General features: G+C 61.4%; 21 protein-coding genes and 1 riboswitch. Of the genes, 7 read left to right on the top strand and 14 right to left on the bottom strand.

Annotation, left to right across the window (positions count from 1 at the left end):
* Positions 1-145 precede the first annotated feature (145 nt).
* The 7 genes from DXY03_RS09780 to DXY03_RS09810 form a co-directional block, all read right to left on the bottom strand.
* Positions 146-763, bottom strand: a complete 618-nt coding sequence (locus DXY03_RS09780; RefSeq protein WP_371637738.1) for a HupE/UreJ family protein — start codon at positions 761-763, stop codon at positions 146-148.
* 22 nt (positions 764-785) lie between these two features.
* Positions 786-935: riboswitch (cobalamin riboswitch) on the bottom strand.
* Between the two features lie 30 nt (positions 936-965).
* On the bottom strand, positions 966-1,214 hold the full coding sequence (locus DXY03_RS09785; RefSeq protein ID WP_115010251.1) for a hypothetical protein: 249 nt from the start codon (positions 1,212-1,214) through the stop codon (positions 966-968).
* Positions 1,211-1,519, bottom strand: a complete 309-nt coding sequence (locus tag DXY03_RS09790) for a hypothetical protein (protein ID WP_115010252.1) — start codon at positions 1,517-1,519, stop codon at positions 1,211-1,213. Before DXY03_RS09790 ends, DXY03_RS09785 begins: the two co-directional genes overlap by 4 nt.
* Positions 1,520-1,553: 34 nt before the next feature.
* Positions 1,554-2,258, bottom strand: a complete 705-nt coding sequence (locus DXY03_RS09795; RefSeq protein ID WP_115010253.1) for a 16S rRNA (uracil(1498)-N(3))-methyltransferase — start codon at positions 2,256-2,258, stop codon at positions 1,554-1,556.
* Between the two features lie 81 nt (positions 2,259-2,339).
* Entirely contained in the window at positions 2,340-2,645 is a 306-nt protein-coding gene (locus tag DXY03_RS09800; RefSeq protein WP_115010254.1) for a hypothetical protein, read from the bottom strand.
* 131 nt (positions 2,646-2,776) lie between these two features.
* Positions 2,777-3,061: a hypothetical protein gene (locus DXY03_RS09805; RefSeq protein WP_244272409.1), complete on the bottom strand. Its 285-nt coding sequence runs from the start codon at positions 3,059-3,061 to the stop codon at positions 2,777-2,779.
* A gap of 25 nt (positions 3,062-3,086) precedes the next feature.
* Complete coding sequence (locus DXY03_RS09810; protein ID WP_115010256.1) at positions 3,087-6,740, bottom strand: hydantoinase B/oxoprolinase family protein; 3,654 nt, start codon at positions 6,738-6,740, stop codon at positions 3,087-3,089.
* A 119-nt stretch (positions 6,741-6,859) separates the two neighbouring features.
* Here DXY03_RS09810 and DXY03_RS09815 point away from each other — a divergent pair, with 119 nt between their 5' ends.
* Genes DXY03_RS09815 through DXY03_RS09825 form a run of 3 tightly spaced genes read left to right on the top strand, consistent with a single transcriptional unit; the run spans position 6,860 to position 9,802 of the window.
* The gene (locus DXY03_RS09815; protein WP_115010257.1) at positions 6,860-7,816 is read left to right on the top strand and encodes a permease; all 957 of its coding nucleotides are present in this window, start codon (positions 6,860-6,862) and stop codon (positions 7,814-7,816) included.
* Positions 7,817-7,829: 13 nt separating this feature from the next.
* Positions 7,830-8,483: a TIGR03943 family protein gene (locus tag DXY03_RS09820; RefSeq protein ID WP_115010285.1), complete on the top strand. Its 654-nt coding sequence runs from the start codon at positions 7,830-7,832 to the stop codon at positions 8,481-8,483.
* On the top strand, positions 8,480-9,802 hold the full coding sequence (locus tag DXY03_RS09825) for a hypothetical protein (RefSeq protein WP_115010258.1): 1,323 nt from the start codon (positions 8,480-8,482) through the stop codon (positions 9,800-9,802). Before DXY03_RS09820 ends, DXY03_RS09825 begins: the two co-directional genes overlap by 4 nt.
* A 72-nt stretch (positions 9,803-9,874) precedes the next feature.
* Here the strand turns inward: DXY03_RS09825 and DXY03_RS09830 are convergent, their stop codons facing one another.
* Complete coding sequence (locus tag DXY03_RS09830; protein ID WP_244272411.1) at positions 9,875-10,813, bottom strand: hypothetical protein; 939 nt, start codon at positions 10,811-10,813, stop codon at positions 9,875-9,877.
* Positions 10,814-10,853: 40 nt separating this feature from the next.
* The gene (locus DXY03_RS09835) at positions 10,854-11,825 is read right to left on the bottom strand and encodes a metal ABC transporter substrate-binding protein (protein WP_244272413.1); all 972 of its coding nucleotides are present in this window, start codon (positions 11,823-11,825) and stop codon (positions 10,854-10,856) included.
* 51 nt (positions 11,826-11,876) lie between these two features.
* On the opposite strand from DXY03_RS09835, the gene DXY03_RS09840 reads away from it, so the two are divergent.
* A complete protein-coding gene (locus tag DXY03_RS09840; protein WP_115010260.1) occupies positions 11,877-12,566 on the top strand; it encodes a metal ABC transporter ATP-binding protein in 690 nt (229 codons plus the stop codon).
* Entirely contained in the window at positions 12,559-13,350 is a 792-nt protein-coding gene (locus DXY03_RS09845) for a metal ABC transporter permease (protein WP_115010261.1), read from the top strand. Before DXY03_RS09840 ends, DXY03_RS09845 begins: the two co-directional genes overlap by 8 nt.
* Before the next feature lie 198 nt (positions 13,351-13,548).
* On the opposite strand, the gene DXY03_RS09850 is transcribed toward DXY03_RS09845, so the two are convergent.
* From DXY03_RS09850 to DXY03_RS09865, 4 genes are all read right to left on the bottom strand, one after another.
* Positions 13,549-13,782 carry a hypothetical protein gene (locus tag DXY03_RS09850; protein WP_115010262.1) on the bottom strand — a complete coding sequence of 78 codons (234 nt, stop codon included), beginning with the start codon at positions 13,780-13,782 and terminating at the stop codon, positions 13,549-13,551.
* Positions 13,783-13,970: 188 nt separating this feature from the next.
* On the bottom strand, positions 13,971-14,162 hold the full coding sequence (locus DXY03_RS09855) for a hypothetical protein (protein WP_115010263.1): 192 nt from the start codon (positions 14,160-14,162) through the stop codon (positions 13,971-13,973).
* Between the two features lie 38 nt (positions 14,163-14,200).
* Complete coding sequence (locus tag DXY03_RS09860) at positions 14,201-15,304, bottom strand: glycoside hydrolase family 10 protein (protein WP_371637739.1); 1,104 nt, start codon at positions 15,302-15,304, stop codon at positions 14,201-14,203.
* A gap of 147 nt (positions 15,305-15,451) precedes the next feature.
* Positions 15,452-16,447: a ribose-phosphate pyrophosphokinase gene (locus tag DXY03_RS09865; RefSeq protein WP_114987798.1), complete on the bottom strand. Its 996-nt coding sequence runs from the start codon at positions 16,445-16,447 to the stop codon at positions 15,452-15,454.
* A 56-nt stretch (positions 16,448-16,503) separates the two neighbouring features.
* Here DXY03_RS09865 and DXY03_RS09870 point away from each other — a divergent pair, with 56 nt between their 5' ends.
* Positions 16,504-17,004 carry a hypothetical protein gene (locus DXY03_RS09870; protein ID WP_115010265.1) on the top strand — a complete coding sequence of 167 codons (501 nt, stop codon included), beginning with the start codon at positions 16,504-16,506 and terminating at the stop codon, positions 17,002-17,004.
* Here the strand turns inward: DXY03_RS09870 and DXY03_RS09875 are convergent.
* Positions 17,001-17,933, bottom strand: coding sequence for an LCP family protein (locus DXY03_RS09875; RefSeq protein WP_115010266.1), 933 nt, complete (start codon positions 17,931-17,933; stop codon positions 17,001-17,003). The two genes, DXY03_RS09870 and DXY03_RS09875, sit on opposite strands and share 4 nt — an antisense overlap.
* Positions 17,934-18,012: 79 nt before the next feature.
* Here DXY03_RS09875 and DXY03_RS09880 point away from each other — a divergent pair, with 79 nt between their 5' ends.
* A complete protein-coding gene (locus DXY03_RS09880; RefSeq protein ID WP_115010267.1) occupies positions 18,013-19,041 on the top strand; it encodes an NAD(P)-dependent oxidoreductase in 1,029 nt (342 codons plus the stop codon).
* Positions 19,042-19,044 lie beyond the last annotated feature (3 nt).

Genomic DNA, 19,044 nt, shown 5'->3' on the forward strand with positions numbered 1-19,044 from the left:
TCGGCGGCATTGACGCCGGTGGCCAGAAGGCCAAGGGCGGCAGGAGCCACCAGCAGTTGCTGAACAAACTTCATGACTGGGAAGAGATAAAAAAAACCCAGAGGTGATCCCTGGGGTCAGAAGCTGTGAAACGACGTGCTCGTAATCAGTCGATCAGAGCCACCCAGGCAAAGGCCATGCCGATTCCCATCCAGATGCCTGCACCAAGGCGTTGCCCCTGGGAGCCAAGGCTCTCAACAAGAGGCCTGGACCATTTGCTCACCAGCAGCAGCAGCGCGCCTTGGCCAATCAGCAAGCCCAGGAAATAGGTGAACATCGGTGTGGGTTCAGCTCCAATGATGGTGCTGCCGAGCAGAAAACCATGCAGGGCCACGAGCGGCAGCAACCAATGGGTGGAGGCCACGGTGAGAGCAATCAAACCCTCCACCACCAGGCTGAGGGAGACCATGGCTTCGGCCCAGGGAGCCACGGCATCCGGCAGAGGGATGAACTGCGACAGAACACTGCCGCCCAGGCCAGCAGCCAGCAGAGGAATCACCCAGGCGCGGGGACGTTGCAGGCCGATGAAGGCGATGGCCAGCAGAAACAGGAGATGGTCAGGACCCAGCAGCGGGTGACCAATGCCACTGAACAATCCCTGCAGGGGGGTGAGTTCAGCGCTGTCGCCCATGCCAAAGGGGTGGTGGGCGAACGCTGGACTGGCCAGGAGAAGAACCGCCAGAAGCAATGGGCCGGCGATTTGCAGCGGCCTGCGGAGGGCCAGTGGCAAAGAATTCAAAAGTCGATCCTCGTCGGTTTGAGCTGGCGGGCGTTCTGACTGACGTGGGCGGAAAGCCAACGTTTCACAGCTGCGGGACAGCGGCAGATTTTCACTGCTCTTTCCCCGTTTCCTTCAGCGGCTGTTCCCCGCTGAAACCAGAACCCCACCCTACCGGCGCCACCACAACGCGTCAGTTCAAGGCCTATTAAGCCTGTGGCGGTGCATCGGCAAGGTCAGTGGTGTGGAAATTCCAGCGATCACCGTCTTCCAGCCAGAGCTCCCAGGACAGACGGCGTCCGCTCCGTTTCAGTCGCAGCTGGCCGCCAAAACCAGCCGGAGAGGGCTGATAGAGCTCGGTGATGTCGTCAACAGGGGCTCCATCCCGGCTGAATACCTGCTCCACCTGCTCACCAAGCCGGGCCGTCAGGTCGCTGCGCAGCTCATCAACCGTCACGCCTGCTGACTCGAGAAATCGAGGACAAGATCGCCGACTTCATCGCGGCTGATCTGGAAACCGAAGCCATCCACGGTTCCGGTCCACAGGCCTGCATCGAGATCCGCCTCGATTCCCTCCAGCTGATCCACCTTGTGATCGAAGAGCAGGCCGAAGCAATGGGCGGCGACCTGCGCGGCCTGGGACGCATCCATTTCATCGAGTTCGTGGGCTTCCACCGGACAACCATCGAGCAGTTCGGCATCGATGACGTTGCCGGACCCGACGTCCTCCACAAGAGCTTGCAAGCCAGCCAGATCGTTCATTGCCGTCGCCGTTGAAGCAACACACGCAGCACCATCATCCCTGGGCCAGAGCGGTGGTGAGGGCCGTGTCCACGCTCAAGGTGCGCGATCCCAGATGCACGGGCTGCGCGATCACCGCCTGGGCCAACTCCAGTTCAAACGGAACAAAACCGCCCTCCGGCCCCACCATCACCACAGCGGCCCCCGCTGGGGTGTCGCGCAAGGGAAGGAAGGCCCCCATCTGGGCCATCCAGCAGGGCCGTCCGGCACAGAGATCCTTGAGCTGGTCTTCGACAAAGGGTCGAAAGCGCCGGTGCTGATGCACCCGGGGCGCCACCGTGTCGCTGGCGCGCTCCATCCCCGCAAGCAGGGCCTCGTGCACCTTCTCGGGTGCGAGCAAAGGCGATTGCCAATAGCTCTTTTCAACCCGGGCGCAGTTGATCAGGTGAAGGTTGGCCACGCCGTATTCGGCCACGGTGCGGAACAGACGGCGCAGCACCTTGGGCCTCGGCAAGGCCAGAACAATGTCGAACCGATGGCGAGGCGGCGGTGGCTGGTTGAGGTCCACCTCGAGCACCACGGCATCGGCATCCAGGGCACAGATGCTGCCCTGGCCCAGATCGCCATTCAGCTGACCAACCCGGATGCTGTCGCCCACTGCGGCCCCCAGCACCGAACGGATGTGATCGGCCCGCCGATCCACAAGACGAACCCTCCGTTCATCAAGCCAATCCGAACGGTTGAGAACAACGATGTTCATGGCTGGATCTCTGGGATCAACAGCACGCCGCCAGCAACAGATCCGTCAGTTCAGCACAACCATCCCCACGGCCAACAATCCTCAGCAGTGTTCGAACACCCCGGGTATCAACTCCTGCTCGCGGCGCGCCTGAAACTCAGCGTCGGCAGCACGCAGCGCCGCAGGATCGTCCTGGAAACAGCAGCCATAAAGGAGATTCAGGATCCGATCAACATCGAGATCACGATCAGCCACGTCCTGCCAGAGGCGTTGGCTTAATTCAGCATCAGCCAGCTGAAATTGAGCCTGGGCCAGGCGGCGGGCTGCGTCGAAATGGGCTTGTTGCAACTGCCGCGACGGTGAGTCGTACTGAAGCAACCGTCCCTGGATCGTTTGAAGCAAACCCATGCCATCAGCTTTGCTGCATTCAGATTGAATCCGCAGATGCCGATCGACAATGGGTCGTCATGCTGGTTTTCAAACAGCAGCTCCAAAGCCGATCAGGAAAGATCGATCAAAGGCTCGATCAACTCAGGCGATCAACACTGATCAAATCCCAAAAGAATCCTGTCCTGCAAGGCAGCGTGATTGAGGCCGGGACGGTGCAATTGCAGGGCCGGAAGAAGATCGAGAACAAGATTGTTGGCCCGGCGGGATTCAACGCAAACGCCAACGCGATCACCAACAGAACGGGCCAGACGGATCTGATCCATCACCAGCTGCAACTGGAACATCTGCTGATCGAGGCTTCCGGCATGGGCAGCCCCGTTGAGGCTGCAGCCCAGCAGCACGCTCAACCACCAACCCTGTGATCGCATCGGCATCTCACCACCAGAAGGCATCCCCCCCTCAACGTCCCATGCCGCCTCCCCCTGGGGTGAGCATGCGAATGGCCTCGCCCGCCTGGAGCTCCAGCTGCACGGCACCGGGCAGGGGATGGGCCACCCCCTCACGATCCAGCCGCAGGTTCTCGCCACAGGCACCACTGGCCCCACCTTTGAGACCGAACGGGGCCACCTGCCGCGAGCCACTGATCAGCGACACACTGATCGGCTCGAGAAAGCGGATCGTGCGCTCCAGTCCGTCGCCTCCTGGCCACCGGCCCTGGCCGCCACTGCCGGAGCGCACCGCGAAAGATTCCAAGCGCACCGGATAACGGCCCTCGAGCACCTCGGGGTCCGTCAGCCGCGAATTGGTCATGTGGGACTGCAGCCCCACCGATCCGGCAAAGCCATCACCAGCGCCGCCACCCCCGGCCACCGTTTCGTAGTACTGGCAGCGGCCATTGCCGAAGCTGAGGTTGTTCATTGTTCCCTGGCCGGCCGCCTGGGCGCCGAAGGCCGCAAACAGCAGATTGCAGAGAGCCTGGGACACCTCCACGTTGCCGGCCACTACAGCGGCGGGGGGCCGCGGATTCAACAAACAGCCCTCTGGCACCACCAGATCGAGCGGCGCAAAACAGCCCTCATTCAAGGGAATGTCGCTGTCGAGGAGACAACGGATCACGTACAACACAGCCGCCCGTGTCACCGCCAGGGGGGCGTTGAAATTACCCGGCCGTTGGGGCGATGTTCCGCTGAAATCCAAACGCAACCGTTGGCGTTTGGGATCAAGGCTCACCTGCACCACCAGGCAGGAACCGTCATCCAGGGCCAACTGATGCCGGGCGTCCATAAGGCGCAACAGCAGCCGCTGAACACTGCGGGCTGCGTCCTGCTGCAGCAGGGTCATCTGCCGTTGCACCAGGGTCAGCCCCTCCCGCTCCACGAGGGATTGCAGCGCCACAATCCCCGCCTGATTGGCCGCCACCTGCGCCTGCAGGTCGGCCAGCAGTTCCGGAGGGTTGCGGGGCGGCGTCGCCATGCCGCTCCACAGCGCTTTCAGATCAGCGGCGAGAACCCGGCCCTGGCGCACGAACAGCTGATTGCGCAGCAGCAGGCCCTCATCGGTAATGGTGCGACTGAAGGACGGCATTGATCCGGGAGCGATGCCACCCACATCGGCGTGATGGCCACGGCTGGCCACAAAGAAGCTGGGCTGATCCCCGTTGCAGAACACCGGCGAGATGGCGGTGATGTCGGGCAGGTGGGTGCCGCCATGGAACGGGTCATTGCTGAGCAGCGTGTCGCCGGGCTGCAGCGGTGCGACATCACCACTCGCCACCTGGGCCAACAGGTCGCGGACGCTGTCGCCCATTGATCCGAGGTGGACCGGAATATGGGGGGCATTGGCCACCAGGGCCCCCGTGGCATCAAACAACGCACAGGAGAAATCCAGGCGCTCGCGGATGTTCACGGAGCGACTGCTCTGGCGCAGCTGTTCCCCCATCTGTTCAGCGATCGCCATGAAGCGATGACGAAACAGTTCCGCCTGCACCGGGTCGTGCTCACCGGCCTGGGCACGCTCCAGTGATCCGTCTGCGGGATGGGAGCGCTCCAGCAACAGCGTGCCCCCCTCCGCCACCCGGGCCTGCCAGCCCGGCTCCAGCACTGTGCAGCCCGTGGCTTCAGCGATCAGGGCCGGGCCTGCAAGCCGCTGGTTCAGCCGCAGGGCACTGCGGTTCAGCAACGGCACCTGCATCCAGCCGCTCGACTCCAGGTGCATCGACACCTGCGGCGATGGCTGCACCTCTGGCGTTGGTTCGGCCTTCTCAGCTGCGGCTGTTGTTGTGGCTGCGGTTGTGGCGTCGAACTGTTGGGGAGCTGTGACCTCAACATTGAGCTGTTCGACGATCAGGGCCTGATCGGCATCAATGCAGTAGCCGTAGCGTTGCTGATGGCTCGCCTGGAAGGCCGAGATCACGGCATCAACGCCTTGCTCAACGGACCAGGGGAGCACCATGGTCTGCTCGGCAGAGGGATAACGCAGGGCCAGGCTGACCCAGACCTCCGGCGCCCCCGCATCGGCATCAGCGCCATCCCCCTGGCGATACAACATCTGCTTTGCTTCTGCCATCAGCCGCTCCACCTGATCCGGCAGATCCGCCAAGAGTTCAGGCGAGAGGGCAGCGCCGAGATGCACCTGCCGCCGGCAGCGCTGGCGGGCCTGACCCATGCCGAAGGCGGAGAGGACGCCGGCCATGGGATGCAACAGCACCGTGTTCAGCCCCAGTTCATCCGCCAGGCGACAGGCGTGCTGACCACCAGCCCCCCCGTAGGCCACCAACACCCCGCCACGAATGTCCTCACCGCGATGCAGCGACACCCGGCGGATCGCAGCGGCCATGGTTTCCACGGCCAGTTGCAACGCCCCGGATGCCACCCGCTCCGGGGTCTGCCCCAGCACTGCCGCGAGCTCCGCGAAGCGATGCCGCACCACCTCCCCATCCGGTGGCAGATCCCCGGACGGGCCGAACACCGCCGGGAAGCGGTCCACCTGCAGACGCCCCAGCAGCAGGTTGGCGTCGGTGATGGTGAGCGGTCCGCCGGCGCGGTAACAGGCCGGGCCCGGTTGCGCTCCGGCGGAGCGGGGCCCCACCCGCAACCGCCCCCCCTGGAGCTCCAGCACTGATCCGCCACCGGCCGCCACGGTTTCAATCGGCAGACGTGGGGCCAGCAACTGCAGGCCGGCGATCTCGGTCTGCTCCTTCACTTGCCGCAGGGCCTGCGCATCGGCGCAAGCCACGCAGAACACATCCGTCGACGTGCCCCCCATGTCGAAGCCGAGCACTGGCACCCCGTCAAAGCCAGCCATCCGCGCTGCGGCGATCGCCCCGACCATCCCCGCCGCCGGCCCCGAAAGGATGGTGTCTTTGGCCTGCAGCCTGTCTGGAGCCTGCAACGCTCCACTGGAGGTCATCACCCGCAGGGGCGTGGCGGCGCCCAACGCCCCCTGCACCTGCTGCAGGTAGCCATCCAGCACCGGATGTACGGCCCCCTCCACCAGGGCCGTCTGCCCACGCGGCACCAGGCGGGGCATCACGCTCACCTGGTGGGAGCAGACCACGGTGCGAAAGCCAAGTTCCCGCAGCAATGCGGCACAGCGCTGCTCATGATCTTGGTTGCGCTGGGCATGCAACAACGCCACCACGGCGACGTCCAGGCCGGAACGGCGCAGCTCCTCAAGACGCCGCCGCAGCGGCTGGTCCAGCACCAGGGGCTCCACCTCCTCACCCCGGGCATCGAGCCGACCGGTCAGCTCCAACACCGTTTGCGCCAGGAAGGGGCGCTGGGGCTGCTCGAGCGCGAAAAGATCATCGCGATGTTGATCGCCGATCCACAGCTGATCCCTCAGCCCGGCATTGGTGAGCAACAGCAAAGGAGCACCAGCCCCCTCCAGCAGCGCATTGGTGGCCACGGTGGTGCCGAGGCGCACGTCGTCGACGTCCCCCAGATCCACGGGCGGTGAAGCCGACGCCAACACCGCTTCCATGGCCGACACCGCAGGGTCTCCAGCCCCGGACTGCTCCGAGAGCACCTTGCGCACGTGCAGCTGGCCTCCTGGATCGCGACCGATCAGATCGGTGAAGGTGCCACCGCGATCAATCCAGAAGCACCACCCCATCTCCTACCCAGGCCAACGTCGCACCAGCCTGCCGCGCAGGCCGATCAACAAACCATGTCGACGCCCCCCGATGGGCGAGCTGAACTGAGAACGTTGAGAAGCAACTGCTGCCCGAACGCTTGGACAAGCTCGCCACGGCCTGGGCGATCTTTCAGGGGTTACTGCTGGAAGCCGTTCCGTTTCTGCTGCTCGGCGTTGCCATCGCAGGGCTGGCCCGATGGGCCGTGCCACCGGGTGCCTGGATCGAACGGCTCCCCAAGAACCCAGTGCTGGCACCGATCATCGGGGCCCTGATGGGTTTCGCCCTTCCGGCCTGCGAATGCGGCAACGTCCCCGTCGCTCGCCGTCTGCTGGCCAGCGGTGCACCGATGGGCACGGCGTTCGGCTTTCTGTTTGCAGCTCCGGTGCTGAATCCCATCGTGCTGGCCAGCACCTGGGCCGCGTTTCCCGATCAGCCCTGGCTGCTGGTGGCCCGGCCATTGGGGGCCTTTCTGCTGGCGATCCTGCTTAGTTTGTTGCTGGTGCAACTGCCCGAGACGCAGCTCCTGGCCACTGCGCTTCTGGAGGAACGCCGCATGAGCCAGCCCCTCAGCAACCTGGGGCTGCTGCAGCGCAGCAGTGGTGTGATCGGCGGATCACCAACCCCCACCCGATCCCTGAGCGGCAGGCGACTCAAGGCCTGGCAGGTGCTGGATCAGAGCTGCCGTGAATTTCTCGATCTGCTGGCTCTGCTGGTGCTGGGGTGCGTGATTGCGGCCCTGGTGCAGACCTGGCTGCCGCGCAGTTGGCTGTTGGCCGTGGGGGGCGCGCCGACCGCATCAATCCTGGCCTTGATGCTGCTGGCGGTGGTGGTGTCGGTCTGCTCCAGCGTGGATGCCTTTCTGGCCCTGGGGTTTGCCGCTCAGATCACCCCCGGAGCCCTGCTGGCCTTCCTGTTGCTGGGGCCCGTTGTGGACCTCAAACTCGCGGGCCTGTTCACCGTGCTGATGCGGCCAAGGGCAATCCTGATCACGGCGATCGGTGCCAGTCTTGGCGTGCTGCTGATCGGTCAGTGGATCAACCTGTGGCTGCTGTGAGGGGCCGGTTGTGCTGAAGCGCGGAACCCTACTGCTGCTCTGGGGCCTGACGCTGTTGTGGAGCTTCCACAGCGGACGCCTCGATCTGCTGCTTCGCGGGGTCTTCCATGGCCTGGTGGGGGTCACCGGCCTGGTCTTGCTGATGCTGGGCGTGGCCCTTCTGCTGAAAAGAGAGAAGCAAGCCGAACGCTGGCGCTGGCCCTGGCTGCTCAGTGGCGTGATGGCTGCGCTGGTGCTGGTTCTTCCGCCAAGTCCCTCCTTCAGCGATCTGGCCAGCAACCGCCCCCAGGGCCTGCCCGATCCACCGGAGTTGGCCTTTGTTCTGCCCCCCGAACAACGCAGCCTCACGGAATGGGTGCGCTTGCTGCGCAGCCAGCCCGATCCCGACCTTGTGGCTGGCAATCCTGTGCGCATCAGCGGTTTTGTCTGGAGGCAACCCCAAGGCCCACCGCTGATCGCCCGGCTCACGGTGCGCTGTTGCCTGGCCGATGCCACACCCGCTGGCCTGGCCGTGAAGTGGCCGGAGTCGTTCATCCCTCAAACCAACCAGTGGTTGGCCATCGAGGGAACGATGAGCGTGCAGACGCGGAAGGAACGGCGCATCCCCGTCGTGATTCCCCAAAACATCACGCCGATTGCCAGGCCCGAGCGGCCCCTGGAACCATGACGCGGCGGCCCTTGCTGCTGATGCTGATGGCCTGCGCCGCAGTTCTGGCGCAGCAACAGCTGCTGTTGCGACAGCCTCCGCGGCTGTTGCGCCTGGTGCCCCAGCAGGTGCAAAGCGGCAGCGCGGCCCTGGATCTGCAGTTCAGTCGCCCGATGGCTCGGCCGAGGGTCAGCGAGGCCACCCGAATCACTCCAGCCGTGCCCCATCAGTGGCTGGGGGAGACGGCAGCACTGCGAATGGTGATTGATGCGGATGTCGTGCCCACGGCTCCGCTCGAGCTATCGATCGCAGGGGAGGACCAGCGCGGGCTGCAGCTGGGGCAGCAGCAATGGTGGTGGGACCCAAGACCCTGGCTGATCGCAACACGGCCCGTGCCGGGAGGTGAACAGGTTCAACTGCAGACGCGATCGGGAGCATGGATACCGATCAGTCGGGTCTGGCCCGCCATCCCCAGCGTCGTCCCCCTTGGAAATGGCCGGGGTATCGCCCTGGTGGGACGCGATCAGAACGGCACCGAACAGGTGTGGTGGGATCAACTGACGCCCCGCAGCACCGCCAACCGTCTGGCCGCCTTGGGGCCACCAACGCTGAGCCGCACAGAACCCCTGTTGAAAGGCGAGGTGCTCTTCGCCCATCTCAGCAGCAATCTCAATGGTGATCTGCTGGTGCAGAGCGGAGGGTTCCAACCGGGGAGCGACCAAGCCCTGTTGCTGCAGGCCGATGGCAAACGCAAGGCTCTGGCACTGAAACCCTCCGGGCCGATGCAGTTGCTGCCGGCGGGAGGGGGCGTGGTGATGCCCACCAGCAACGGCCTGAGCCTCCGCCCCCTGCAAGCAACCGAGCAAAAAGCGCAGATGCTGCCGGGGAGCAGGGAGCTGGGGGCCTTCTGCGGTGCCTCAGGACGGGCCGTGCTGATCCGGCACTGGCCTGATTACAGGCGCTCGATCGAGCTGGTGGTTCCAGGGCGGGCACCAAAGCAACTGCACCTCGGTGATCAAGCGGTGCTGGGGGTGGCCTGCGACAACCGCGGCAAACGGATCTGGGCGGTGCTGGGGCGCTGGGAGCAGCAACGGGGCAATCACGAACTGGTGCTGATCAGCGACGCGGGGGAGGTGACACAACGCAGGGCCTTGGAGCCGTGGACGCTCAAGGCGGGCAGCCCCATCCAATGGAACGCAGTCACGAAACAGCTGTTGGTAACACTGACGCGACCGAACCAATCAAATGCCCGTGCAGGCCTGTTCGATGGCGAAAGTTTGAAGATCATCGAGGTGATCAACACACCTATCAACGAGGCACAGTGGCTTTCTTCAGGCTGAAAAACACAACAGATTCTGAAACAAAAAGCCTCGTCAGTGAAAATGACGAGGCATAAACTTAAATATTAATAATTAAAGCTTGTAGGTAATACCAGTACCGATGTGATGCTGGAGCCCGCTTCCCCATCCCGCACTATCATCCCAGGTTTGGACAAATTTCCAATGAGCAAAAAAGTCAATTTTCTCACTGACAGGCCTTGAAATCATCATTTCTCCTGCCAGATCAGTACGAGAATTGATGAAGCCATTCGCATAGCTACCTGGACTATAAAAACGTGGACCTAGATCGACCTGAAATGCTGTCGCACCGTAGTTAAATGCAATTCCCAAACGTGGATCCGTGTAATTACCAATATGAACTCCATCTACTCCCCAACCCTGACGGTGGTCAACCGAGACATATAAACCATCGATTAGGTCTGAGAATGAATCACCCAAACCAAAATCCACATCGCCGTCCCCAAAGGCATATTTAGCTTTTACACCAACTTCATTTTTAACTCCTTTAGATTCAAAGGTTTCCGTATCACCATCTTCAATCACAATCTCATTACTTGTGACTACATAAGGATTCCAAAAAGCCTGGAAACTCAAAGAATCAGAATACTTGAAATTTGCTTCAAAAAGAGCCTTGAAATCAAATCTTGTACGCATAGGGTGAGCTTCTTCATGAGCTTGCCCATCTTCTATATGTATTTCGCCATAAAAATGCTCTGCGCCACCATGTACCAAAGCAGGTCCAATAAAAGCGCTGAAAGAGATTTGCTGATCGTTACCAAGACCCCAAGCCCACTCTGCACCAATTAAAAAATCTCCAGCATAGTGACTCGCTGGATTTGCAAGATTACTGTCAAAACCTGCATGACCTTCAACAGTGAAAAGTGGTGTGAAATCAAACTCACCAGCTTCCAATTCAGAGCCACCACCATGTGAACCATGCGCATGAACTGGAGCCATGGAAGCGAAAGGGCTCAAAAGTAGAGCCAGGAAAAGGAGACGAGAACGGATCATGGAAGAGAAAAGTGGAAGTAAAAGTCAAATTAGAGTTTGGTCAACGAATAGATGACCATTCAGCATTTAGTTGATTGGCACCTGAGACATCGCAAGAACTGCCTTGACCATTGACGATCGTGCAGACGTTGACAGTCGCAGTCGAAACAGCATTACGACCTGCAGAAATACCTTCTCCATAGAGCGGCGATTTCGCAATGGGCAAACCAGTGCTCTTACTTATGCGCTTTAGAGTTTTATTCGGGAATGCAGCGGGAGAAAAAATTGTTTTTGCACCAGAATTTGTCACTTCTTCAGTGATTTTTTTGAGACTGGAGGGCCGCAATACTCCACCTGTTGTGTGGCTATCCAACATCGCAATCTCTACAAGTCCAAAGCGATCGGCGAGATGGCTGTAGGTCTTGTGATCAGTGACCATAACTCGCTGCGCCGAGGGCAAAGAACTGAACTGCTTTGCTTGCCATGCCTGAAGAGCCTCGAATACAGCTACAGCCTTAGCTGTTCGTTGCTGCAAAGCCGCACGATCGCTGTCCCCCAAAAGAGGTGCCAGAGAACTGGAGACAACCCGAATCATCCGAGCAGAATTGACTGGATCGTGCCAGACGTGGGGGTCGCTACCGCCATAGGACGGCAAGGCGACTTCACCGACCGCCACCACCGTTCCCGGTGACTTGAGCTTTTTGGCGGAAGGGGTCAGCCCAAAACCAATATGGAAAATGAGATCGCTCTTGGCGATTACTGCACGATCACTGGGCTTTAAGCGATAGGAATGGGGATCACCACCAGGGGGGATCAGGCACGTCACCGAGGCTGCAGCGGCAGCCAGTGTCTTGGTGAGATCGCACAGCGTGCCGTCGACGGCCACCAGCACAGGTTGAGCCGAACTGGCCGGAACAACACCAGCGCCAAGGGCCAGAGCAACACAAACCCCTGCCGAATGAGCCAAGGGAAGACGCATGGACGACGAAATGAGAATGATTATCATTTTGGTGATCGCATGATCCTTTGCCACCATTGGGTGTGCAAAACGACAAGAGGCCCACTTCAGGCCACCAAGGGGCTGATGAACGATTCTTTGTCTGTACTGAGCACAACCGAACTGAGCTTCAGCTACGGGAGTCGTAAGACCGTCGACCGCGTCAACTTGCAACTCCGGGCTGGAACGCTAACTGCACTCGTTGGCCCCAATGGAGCCGGCAAATCAACGCTGTTGCACCTGCTGGAGGGGCGACTTAAACCCAGCCAGGGAACGGTCAACTCCACTAAACCAATTGGCCTGATGCCCCAGCGGGCCGCCATTGACTGGTCGTTTCCGATCACCGCCCGCGACATGGTTCAGCTGGGGGAGCCCAAAAAGGGCAAAGCCACAGCAGTGAACCACTGCGAACAGCTGCTGGAGCGGGTCGGCATGGGAGCCATGGGATCACGACGCCTCAACCAGCTCTCTGGCGGCCAGCAACAACGCGTCCTGCTGGCCAGAGCATTGATGCAGCAGACCGAGATCCTGCTTCTGGACGAACCCTGCAGCGCTATTGATCCACCAACGCGCGAGCACCTGATCAAGGTAATGAGAGACCAAGCAGAAGCAGGGCAAACGCTGCTGGTCAGCAGCCACGACTGGGGCAGCGCTCTCGACAGCTACGACCAGGTGGTCGTGATGGACGGCCAGATCCTGGCCAACGGATCACCCGACACGGTTCGAGAAAAACTCAGCGACCTGACTTGCATGATGGGGAGCCACTGCTGTGGTTGAAACCGATATCTGGTGGCTTCTTCCACTGACGATCTCGCTGTTGATCGGAGCCATCTGTCCAGCAACTGGAGCGTTGCTGATCACCCAACGCCGGGTGCTTTTGGCCAACCTGATGGCCCATTCCGTTCTGCCTGGCTTGGTGGTCGCCCTGGCCATCGGGATCGACCCAAGCATCGGGGGCCTGATCAGTGGATTGCTAGGGGCCCTGGTGGCTGAACGCCTGAACCGGCGCTTCAAAGGCAGAGAAGAAGGCGCCATGAACACCGTGCTGGCCGGCTTCACGGCTCTTGGAGTTCTGTTGGTTCCCCTGCTGGACGCTCGGGTGGACCTGGAAACGATTCTGTTCGGCGACCTGCTTGCCGCCAACACAACAGATTTGCTGCGAACAGCTTTTGCAGCCGGATCTCTATTGGCGCTGTTGATTTGGGGCTACCGCGACCTGGTTTTCGTTGGCATCGACCCCGAGGGAGCAGCAATCGCCAAACGACCGGTGCTCTTGATTCGGCTGATCTGCAGCCTGATCACCGCCCTGGTGGTGATCAGCGCCATTACTGCCGTGGGGGTGATTCTGGTGATTGGCCTGCTGTGCGCTCCAGTGCTGATGCACGTGGAGCGCAGCCGAAGCCTGAAGGAACTCATGCTGCGCAGCGCGAGCACAGGGCTGCTTCTGTGTGGTGGCGGAATGATGCTGGCGATTGCTGTTGACCTGCCACCGGGCCCACTGATCGGAACACTGTGCTTGGCACTTCTGTTCACCTACAGGGCCAACACCGAAGAGCAATAGTGATAAGGAAGCCTTCTTTATGGCTTTTGCTGCAAGAACATCCCGTCAAGGCGGCGCCGTATTGTCCGCATCAATGTGCGTTCTTGCTCCAGTCGGAAGGTACGCCGAAAGGCCAGGAACAACACAGTCAGCGTTGAGGCCATCCCCAAGCTGAACAGGACGATCAAACTTGCATCACTCATGACTCCATTCACCCAGCTACTGAACAACGGCAAACCAACCACCAGCTAGGGCTGCAATCAAGCCACAGGCAAGTGCTTGAAGCACAAATTGCCCTGAATCTTTCTTGTCCCAACGATCAATGGCCTTCGATGCCGTCACAAACGGTTCTTTATTTCTGATTAACTTATCGATGTACAGCTCGATGAATTGATCATCGATTTCAAGCCGCCGCAGCTTGGAGCGAATCTGGTTGAGTTCAAACTGAGTCATTGCTCAAAATCTCAATACCTGGCGGTCAATTAAGCATTGAGGAGACATTCGCAACAAACCTGTACCGTACTATCCAGTATTTTAGCGAGCCAGTTATTTCAGCGCGTCCTTCTGGGAAAAAATCTCACTGCGCTTGGCTAAATCATCGATCCTAATCCAATTTATTCACAGCAATTTTAACCAAATATCTAAAAACCTTTGGCACGTCTTCGCCCCTTCGGTTGCATCACCTCAATTGTTGTTGGCCGTGTCTTGCTGGAATACCAAACGCGTTGCGCTGCGTCGTAACTCTCGACATCCTTGAACGACCCATCACACAACCAGACGCGGTAGTGGTGACGGTCATAGGGGTCGGAACTGGTTTCGGTGAACTGTTTCATGCAACTCAATAACGATCGTGTCGAGCCAGGTCTGCTGGTCAATCAGATCCAAGCCTGGTGAATGCTGCGCGGCGAGGATCTCGATACCGCTCCGCCACATGCTTGCCCCATAAGCCTTCCCAGTAGAAGAAGATCACGCCATGACCGCGTTGCCGGGCCAGGCGGACTTTTTGTTCCAGAACGGCCATCGAGGTGATGCGTTTGCCGAATCCCGCCAACACGCCAATCTGCGCGGGGATGCCCCAGCTGCGGGCTTTACGCAGCGCCGGCTGATCCAGGTCTTTGGCGAATCCTCGAACGGAATAGGCATAGTTCTGAACCACCAACTCTTCAATCAGTCCGCCCAAAGCCCAGAGCTCCCAGTCCTGCAACCAGAGGTTGTAGGCCGAACGGAAGGGACCTGGAGACAGGCTGATTCGGGTGGAAAGGCGCTCTTGCTTGAGACGTTGCCGCAACTCACGCAAGAGAGTGGTGAGTTGATTGCGCCGCCATTTCATCCACTGCCGATTGCTGTGATCCCGAGGAGGCACCAGTCCCGTCTCCTGCCGGTATAACCCCACGGTGGTGGGGTCATAACCGAACTGAACCGGCCAGGCGAAGTGGTCGTCCAGTTGCAGGCCATGCATCGGACAGCGCTTCAGGGTTTCCACCACCAAACCGATGAAGCGGGCACGAACCTCCGGATGGGCAGGATTGAGCCAAGCCATCCGATGGTTGCCATGCATCGCCATCCAACGTTGGCCATTGGCTTTGGCCAACACCCAGCTGGGGTTGTTGCGCACAACGGATGAATCGGCCGGCTCCATCAAGCCGTACTCAAACCAGGGCATCACCTTGATGCCACGGCGCCGACCTTCCGCCGCCAGGGTGCAGATGGGATCAAGACCGACCCCAGCCTTCTGCAACGGCAGCTCCACTGGAGCGAAGCGGCTGCGATGAAACGTGGTGCCACGGCTCCAGACGTTCGGCACCACGCGATTGAAGCCCGCATCCTGCAGCTGTTGCATCGCAGCGCTGATGCGCGTCCGGTCGTAATAGAGCTGGCTGGGGCTGTTGGTCAGCCACACCCCCATCGTGCTGCGGTTGCGGAGCAACCGGTCCAATCGGGACTCCGCCATCAGAGGTGCGGGAAACCCCGCCATCAGGCTGGCCAGAGCAAGACCAAACAGAGGCTTCCACCGCTGAGCCAACGCCGTTGAAGCACCGGGCCTCAAGGATGGCGCGGATCAACCGTGATCAAGCCGAACCAAGCCCGCTCGTTCAACAGTCCATGGGCCCGCGGCCAACGATCAGCGGAACATCGAGCTCACAGAGCTCTCTTCATGGATGCGCCAGATCGCTTCCCCAAGCATGTTGGCCACGGAGAGCACCTTCAGCTGAGGGAAGACCCGGTCCTGCGGGATCGGGATGCTGTTGGTCACCACCACCTGTTCAAACAGACCCTCAACGGACAGACGTTCGCTGGCGGGGGGAGAGAAGACGGCGTGGGTGGCGCAGGCCAGCACCCGCTTGGCCCCTTGCTCCCGCAACAAGCGTGCACCGGCACAGATCGTGCCGCCGGTGTCGATCATGTCGTCGATCAGGATCGCCGTCCGCCCCGCCACATCACCAATCACCGTGAGGCTTTCAGCCATGTTGTGGCCGGTGCGGCGCTTGTCGATGATCGCCAGCGGGGCATCGTTCATCTGCTTGGCGAAGGCCCGGGCCCGCGCCACGCCCCCAACGTCAGGAGACACCACCACCACATCTCCCAGATCCTGGGTGGAGAGGTAGTCCACCAGCACGGGAGAGCCGTAGATGTGATCGCAGGGGATATCGAAATAGCCCTGAATCTGGGCGGAGTGCAGGTCCATTGCCAGCACGCGGTCAACGCCCGACGTCACCAGCAGGTTGGCCGTGAGCTTGGCAGTGATTGATTCACGACCAGCGGTCTTGCGGTCGGCTCGGGCGTAGCCGTAGTAAGGCACCACTGCAGTGATCTGCCGTGCGGAGGCCCGTCTGCAGGCATCCACCATGATCAGCAGCTCCATCAGGTGATCGTTCACCGGTGCGCAGGTGGGCTGGATCAGGAACACGTCGCAGCCACGGATCGACTCCTGGATCTGCACATAGAGCTCACCGTCGGCAAAACGCTTGCAGACGCGGGGACCATCAGGCACCCCGAGATAAGCGGAAATCTCCTTGGCCAGAGCAGAGTTCGAGGTGCCGCTGAACAGGCGCAGACGGCGACTGTCCGGGGTCATCTGCTCCTGTTCGGAACGGGCTGCTGTCAGGAAACTTGTCACGGCGCCCGCGGAACGAATTCTGCTGTAATCCGATGGTAGAGGTGAGCAGTGCCCCCATGTCCACAGGTTTCCCACTGTTGGTGGGTGCGGGCCCCCTGCCTGAACTCAAAATGCATCAGGCCTGCGAAGCCCTGGCACGGGCTTGCCGATGCTCTCTCACCACGGTGGCCAGTGGTGCATCACCGGCTGAGGTTCTGCAGACCAACCCGGCGGCAACAGGGCTGGTGCGGCTCAGCGGCGACGCAGCCCGGCCGACCCCGCAGGGTGATGCCAGCTGGCTGCAGGCCCTAGCCGACTGGCGTCAGCCGGTGCTGCTGCTGACCACTGCTGAACAGGACGGTTCAATCTCTGGCGCAGCCGCGGCCTACGCCGCCCTCTGCCGGGAACTGCAGGTGCCCCTGCTCGGCCTGGTGCAGCTCCAGGGCCCCTGGAATGGCCCAGCGCGACGCCGGGACGGCCTCAGCTGGCTGGGCTGGATCCCCGATGAACAGCATCCGGAACAGACCGAATGCGTCGACGCCCTCGCCCGGAGACTGCAACTCCGCAGCCCCGCTTAACGCTGGGGCCAGAGGGGAAGGCCGGCGCCGCCGTCGATCTGGCGCAAGGTCTGCTCACCAGCCCGCTCGGCCAAGGGCAGCCGGCTGATGCGTGCGGGTTCAGGGCTGGCGATGATCGCCGCGGCTAGGCTCAGCTGCTCCGAACGACTGAGGTTGGTCTCTACCTCAGTGTTCAGTTGGTTCACCAAACCAGGAATCACCTCAATGCCACTGGGAGCCTTGACCTGTTCAATCAGACCCTCAACGAGGATATTTTGGCGCCGGCGACGCTGGGAGACAGCCTTGGGATCGGGCAGATGGCGCACCAGCTGTTCCGCCTGGGCACCGTTGAGACGCTGTCGTCCGGCCTGGAGCATGACGGTGTAGTCCTGCGTCTTGTCCTGGCGTTTGTAGGAGTCGCTCAACACCACCTCCACTTCGCCCAGACCATCCACCAGGCGGCGTAGGGCCGCACGGGGCATCACCACATAGCGCTTGGGATCACCCTGCTGAAGACCAACAATGTCGCGGATGGCATCGCCGAGAAGACTGACGCCACCCCGTCGCCACAACTGAGCCAAGGGGCCCGGGTTCTCTTCGCCAGGGAGCTGAACTCCGAGCTCCGTGGGGATCTGGAGCATCTGAAGCGGCTCCTGGGCGGCAATGCGAAGCAACAGCAGTGCATCGGCATTGGGGGGGCCCTTGGGCGCGGCCTGGTTGGAGGCGGCACCCAGCCGATCCGCATCAACACCGATCACCAACACCGTCACCGGGACCTCCGGGAAGGGGGCCAGAGTTTCAGGTTGATCCGCACTCAGCGGAGCGCCCGCCGCAACGCGATCGGGTTTTGGCCAGAGGGTCGCCATCAACCACCCGGTCACACCAATCCCCAGCACGGCAGCACCGACACACAGCGCACCGCGAACTCGGGATGGCGACAACCAGTTCATTTCGCTGGACGAACCGCAATGGCGCTTAGTTTCGCCCAGATCTCCAGTTCCTAGCCTGGTCCCCGTGAAGCCGTCATCGATGTCCCTCCGCCACGACTACCGCAGCCGACCACCCGAACAGGTGCGCGTGGTGGTGTTCGGAGCCACGGGCTACATCGGCCGCTTTGTGGTGAAGGAACTGGTGGACCGGGGCTACCAGGTGATCGCCTTCGCCCGCGAGCGCAGCGGCATCGGTGGTCGTCAGAGCAGGGACGAGGTGATCTCCGATTTCCCGGGAGCTGAGGTGCGCTTCGGGGATGTCACCGATCCAGCCTCAATCGCCGCCGAGGCCTTCGATCAACCCACGGATGTGGTGGTGAGTTGCCTGGCGTCCCGCACCGGCGGCCGCAAGGATTCCTGGGCGATTGACCACGCAGCCACCCTCAACACGTATGAGCAGGGACGGGCGGCCGGGGTGGCCCACTACGTGCTGCTCTCGGCCATCTGCGTGCAGAAGCCGCTGCTGGAATTTCAGAAGGCGAAGCTGGCCTTCGAAGCCGTGTTGCAGGCGGATGAGGAGATGAGCCACTCCATCGTTCGCCCCACCGCCTTTTTCAAAAGCCTGGGCGGACAGGTGGAAAGCTGCCGCAAGGGCGGCCCCTACGTGATGTTCGGAGGCGGAACCCTGGCCAGCTGCAAGCCGATCAGCGAAGCCGATCTGGCCCGGTTCATGGCCGACTGCATCCATGACGCGTCCAAACGCAACCAGGTGCTGCCGATTGGGGGGCCGGGTCCGGCGCTGAGCGCCCGGGAGCAGGGAGAGATGCTCTTCCGCGCTCTGAACAAGCCCGAACGGATGCTGTCGGTGCCGATTGCCCTGATGGATGCACCGATCGCCGTGCTGGACGCCCTGGCTCGCGTGTTCCCAGGCATCAACGACACGGCGGAATTTGGTCGGATCGGCCGCTACTACGCCAGCGAATCGATGCTCGTCTGGGATGAGCAGAAGCAGTGCTACGACGCGGATGCCACGCCGTCCTATGGAACCGACACGCTGGAGCAGTTCTTTGAGCGCGTGGCCAGGGAGGGCATGGCCGGGCAGGACCTGGGGGATGCGGCGCTGTTCTGAAGC

It is taken from the genome of Synechococcus sp. N5 (assembly GCF_900473925.1).
Taxonomy (GTDB): Bacteria; Cyanobacteriota; Cyanobacteriia; order PCC-6307; family Cyanobiaceae; genus Parasynechococcus.